The 3,678-nt window shown below is 65.3% G+C and carries 8 protein-coding genes; 5 read left to right on the plus strand and 3 right to left on the minus strand.

Annotated features, from left to right (window positions below; genetic code table 11):
- The coding region (locus QZ189_RS10845) for a DCC1-like thiol-disulfide oxidoreductase family protein (protein ID WP_296421759.1) at positions 1-331 on the minus strand (331 nt) is incomplete at its 3' end.
- A 32-nt stretch (positions 332-363) separates the two neighbouring features.
- Here QZ189_RS10845 and QZ189_RS10850 point away from each other — a divergent pair.
- Both QZ189_RS10850 and QZ189_RS10855 read left to right on the plus strand, forming a co-directional pair.
- Positions 364-717, plus strand: a complete 354-nt coding sequence (locus QZ189_RS10850) for a hypothetical protein (protein ID WP_247477570.1) — start codon at positions 364-366, stop codon at positions 715-717.
- Positions 714-1,280, plus strand: coding sequence for a pyridoxamine 5'-phosphate oxidase family protein (locus tag QZ189_RS10855; RefSeq protein ID WP_296417009.1), 567 nt, complete (start codon positions 714-716; stop codon positions 1,278-1,280). The genes QZ189_RS10850 and QZ189_RS10855 overlap by 4 nt, the downstream gene beginning before the upstream one ends.
- On the opposite strand, the gene QZ189_RS10860 is transcribed toward QZ189_RS10855, so the two are convergent.
- Both QZ189_RS10860 and QZ189_RS10865 read right to left on the minus strand, forming a co-directional pair.
- Positions 1,270-1,677, minus strand: a complete 408-nt coding sequence (locus tag QZ189_RS10860; RefSeq protein ID WP_010316001.1) for a DUF1499 domain-containing protein — start codon at positions 1,675-1,677, stop codon at positions 1,270-1,272. The genes QZ189_RS10855 and QZ189_RS10860 overlap by 11 nt on opposite strands.
- Positions 1,674-1,814 carry a hypothetical protein gene (locus QZ189_RS10865; protein WP_010315999.1) on the minus strand — a complete coding sequence of 47 codons (141 nt, stop codon included), beginning with the start codon at positions 1,812-1,814 and terminating at the stop codon, positions 1,674-1,676. The genes QZ189_RS10860 and QZ189_RS10865 overlap by 4 nt, the downstream gene beginning before the upstream one ends.
- Positions 1,815-2,150: 336 nt before the next feature.
- On the opposite strand from QZ189_RS10865, the gene QZ189_RS10870 reads away from it, so the two are divergent.
- The 3 genes from QZ189_RS10870 to QZ189_RS10880 are packed head-to-tail and all read left to right on the plus strand — an operon-like array spanning position 2,151 to position 3,611.
- On the plus strand, positions 2,151-2,834 hold the full coding sequence (locus QZ189_RS10870) for a peroxiredoxin-like family protein (RefSeq protein WP_029626205.1): 684 nt from the start codon (positions 2,151-2,153) through the stop codon (positions 2,832-2,834).
- A 7-nt stretch (positions 2,835-2,841) separates the two neighbouring features.
- Positions 2,842-3,360, plus strand: coding sequence for an HPP family protein (locus tag QZ189_RS10875; protein WP_010315995.1), 519 nt, complete (start codon positions 2,842-2,844; stop codon positions 3,358-3,360).
- A 35-nt stretch (positions 3,361-3,395) separates the two neighbouring features.
- Complete coding sequence (locus tag QZ189_RS10880) at positions 3,396-3,611, plus strand: Nif11-like leader peptide family natural product precursor (protein WP_247477560.1); 216 nt, start codon at positions 3,396-3,398, stop codon at positions 3,609-3,611.
- Positions 3,612-3,678: the final 67 nt, after the last annotated feature.

Here is a 3,678-nt window from a genome sequence, read left to right on the forward strand (position 1 = left end):
GCCGGCGGGCCCAGAGCAGAAGGGGATAGAGGCGTCGGGCCTGGGGCGGAGCGGCAAAGAGCTGACGCAGCAAGGCCAGCAGGGGATCACTCGGGCGCAGCCGACCGCAGAGTTGGGCGATCGCCTCGGCCCCATGCCAGGCCTGGTCTCCCTCCAGCACCACCGCACCGCGAGCCAGGTCCAGGCCACGGCGCTTGAGCTCAGTGCGCAGGGCGTGATCAGCGCGCCCATCGCGGATCTCCAGTCCCGGCAGCCCGCCCACCAGCTCTGAGCGCAGGGCGAAATGACTGCAAAAGGGGCAGCCGCCGTCGTACACGAGCACCAGGGTCATTGCGCCATCCTGATCTCCGCTGTGCCGCTGCCGTGACCGCGTTACTCCATCTGGCAATGGCCTTGCTGCTGTTGCTCTGGCCGCTGCAGGCCAGCGCCACGCAATACCTCTGTGAGGGCGATCCGCTGAGCGCCGAAGTGCACCAGGGCGCCGTGGATGCCAGCGGAATTCCCAACAGCGCGGGCGGGACCGTTCCTGGTGCCTTTGTCGTGATCGAGTGGCGAGGCGTGAGCCTGCAACTGCCCCGCACCAATAACGCCGGGGCCCCGAGTTACACCGATGGGCGCTGGTGGTGGCAGGCCGCCGATCCAGCCAAGCCTGACTTTGCTGAGCGCCGGCGCGGCGGCGGCGAGATCGCCCATTACCGCTGCGAGTCCGCGGCATGAGTGACGCTCTGCCGCCCTGGAGGCCGCTCCTGCGCGGAGCGCGGCAGCGGGAAGGGCGGTCTCCCCAGGCCCGATGGCTCCAATTGGCCACCCTTGGAAGCGATGGGGCGCCTCGGGTGCGCACGCTGGTCTTCCGCGGCTGGGCCGGGGCCTGCCAACTGGATCTGCTGACGGACCGACGCAGCGAGAAGAGCGCTGAACTCAGCGCCGAACCCAGGCTGGAGCTCTGTTGGCTTCTGCCTAAGGCGAAATCACAATTTCGGCTCAGGGGTCATCGCCTCCTCCTGAACGCCGACGACGATCAGTCCGCCCGCAGCCAACACTGGCAACAACTCCATCCCGGAGCGCGGAGTCTCTGGGGCTGGCCCCAACCCGGAGCCCCTTTCGATCCCCTGGGGGACTTTCCCGAGGCCCTCGGTGATGCGGTCCCGCTACCGGAGACCTTTGAATTGGTGCGGATTGAGATCCAGCAGGTGGAGTTGCTGGAGCTGGTGGGCCACCCCCACCGGCGTCGCCGCTGGCGGCTGGATCAGGACTGGGCGGAAGAGTGCCTCAATCCTTGAGCTGATCCGCCAGATCCTGCAGGCGCTTCGCATTCACACCCAGGTCCGAATCGCCCAGACGTGAGACCGAGCGGGCCTGAAGCACCCCAGCATTGGGATCGGCGTAGAGCTCGAGATCGTCGACGAAGCCAAACAGGGCACTCGTGGCCGTCGCGTGCAGGTAGCCGTTCACCTCTTCGACGATCTCGGTGCGCGGGGTGGCCCGGATCACCGGGAGTAGAGATTGAAGGGCCGCCTCGGGATTGGCCACGGCCCAATCCACGCGGGCGCAATGGGCCGGACTGGGGCAGGGGGAGAGGGCGCCGTTCTGCACACCCAGGTCCTCCGGCACGGGACCCACCAGATGAAAGAGCCCCAGGGTGAAGACCAGCAGGAAGTGGGAGAACAGAGCCGTCATGGATTGGAGGGAGCAGCAACAGGAGCCGGGGTAGGGAGGGACTCTTCAATCCCCACATCGATCTCAGCAATCCAGAGCAGCAAGCTGCCGATGCAAGCCAGGGCTGCGATCAACAAGAGCCAACGATGACGGCGCATGGGCAGGCCTCCCCTCTCGCCATTGTGCTGGATACGACCAGGAACAAATGCCTATGGCGCCAGGGCTGGTCGACTTCCTAGGAAAGACCTGCGCTTTTGACGAAGAGACGCACCTCCGCCGGTCGATTGACCAGCGGAGTTTTTTTTGGCTTTTCTGCAGTCGCCAACCCTCCGTGGACAACATCTCGGGGCGATGGCATCAATGGATTGAGGTTGCTCTCTTCGTCAGACGCGCCTCAAACGGGGCGAGGTGCATCTCGCCCCACCCCACCCGTTCAGCGAGGCTGAGGAGACGTTGAGACCAGAGCCGTCCTCAACGCCGATGACCTCAGACCCATGACGACGCCCGACCTTCTGCTGGACGCCCTCCGCTCTATCCCAGGGATGGAGCCAGGGTCCAGACGGCTGGTGATCCTGATGAGCCAGCTCGGGGATTTCGATTCGCTGGAATACGCCCAGGCACTTGCCCCCGTTTTGCCCAGGCTGGAGCAGGCCGGAATCAAGACCCTGGCGATCGGCATTGGTGACGAGGCCGGAGCCGAGCGGTTCTGCCAGTTCACCGGCTTTCCCCGGGGCAACCTCAGGGTGGAGAGCGAACCGAGGTTGCACCGCGCGCTTGAGCTCTACTCCGGCCTGCAGACGCCCGGCGGACCTTGGCCGGGGCTGCTGTTGATGTGTGCCGGCATCGGCTCACCGGGAACCTTGAGCGAGGTCCTGCGCGGCTACACCGGAGATCGCTCCGCGCCGCAGCGCTTCGAGAGTCCCCTCTTTCGCCTGGCGGGCGGCGAGGGATTCCAGCGGCCCTTTGAGCTCGCCACCGTGCGCCTGCGCAACATGACCGAGGTGCTGGGGAATTGGCGGACCTATGTCCCCCGTGATGACTTCATCACCCAACGCGGAGCCACCTTCCTCTTGGAGAGCGACGACTCCCTGCTCTATGAGCATCGGGACCAAGGAATGCTGGGCTTCTCCGCAACAATGAGTCGCCCGCTGTCCTTCTTGGATCCCTATCTGAGCTGAAAGACCGATGGTCTGGGACAGGATCCAGTCGGAGCGCCAACGGGGCAGGGACTACCAACCGCGCTTCCAACAGCGGCAGGTGATCGGAGCTTGGCTGGGTGCTCTGCTGGCCATTACGGCCCTGGGCCTGATCAGTCTCTGGAGCCACTACCCCCTGGTGGTGGCACCCTTCGGAGCCTCGACCGTTCTGCTCTTTGGCCACCCGTCCAGCCCCCTGGCGCAACCACGGAATGTGGTCCTGGGGAACACCGTGGCCGCCATCGTCAGCGTCGCCTGCGTCATGGCCTTCGGCGATGCCCCCTGGGTGATGGGCCTGGCCGTGGCCGTGACCATTGCCCTCGGACAAGTGCTGCGTTGCCTGCATCCACCGGCCGGGGCGGTGGCGCTTCTGGGGGTCCTGCTCAAGGCCCAGCCTGGATTCATCTGGATGCCCGTGCTCAGCGGTTCGCTGGTGATGATGCTGATCGCCGTGGCCTATAGCCGGCTGCAGCCCGGTGCGGAGCACTATCCGCATCACTGGCTCTGAGCCTCTGGGAGACTGTTGCGCCCGACGGCGCTGCCATGTCGCTCGATCAACTCAAGGCCTTCCTGGCTCGCCTTCAGGCCGATGAGGCCCTGAAGCAGCAGGTGCTGGCCGCCGCCACCGCCGATGACGTGGCGCAGATCGGCCTAAAGCTCGGCTTTGAGTTCTCCGGGGATGAACTGCTGCGGGTCTCCGGCAAGAAATTCGATCGGGTCACGGTCCATAAGAACGACATGCCCGGCGAATACAACTGAGCGCCAGAAGGGGGATTGAGCCCCCTATTTCTTTAGCCGTCGCAAATTGAGACCAACGTCACCTCAG

This window comes from Vulcanococcus sp. CPBay_Sum15L08_68, assembly GCF_017855895.1.
GTDB lineage: Bacteria > Cyanobacteriota > Cyanobacteriia > PCC-6307 > Cyanobiaceae > Vulcanococcus.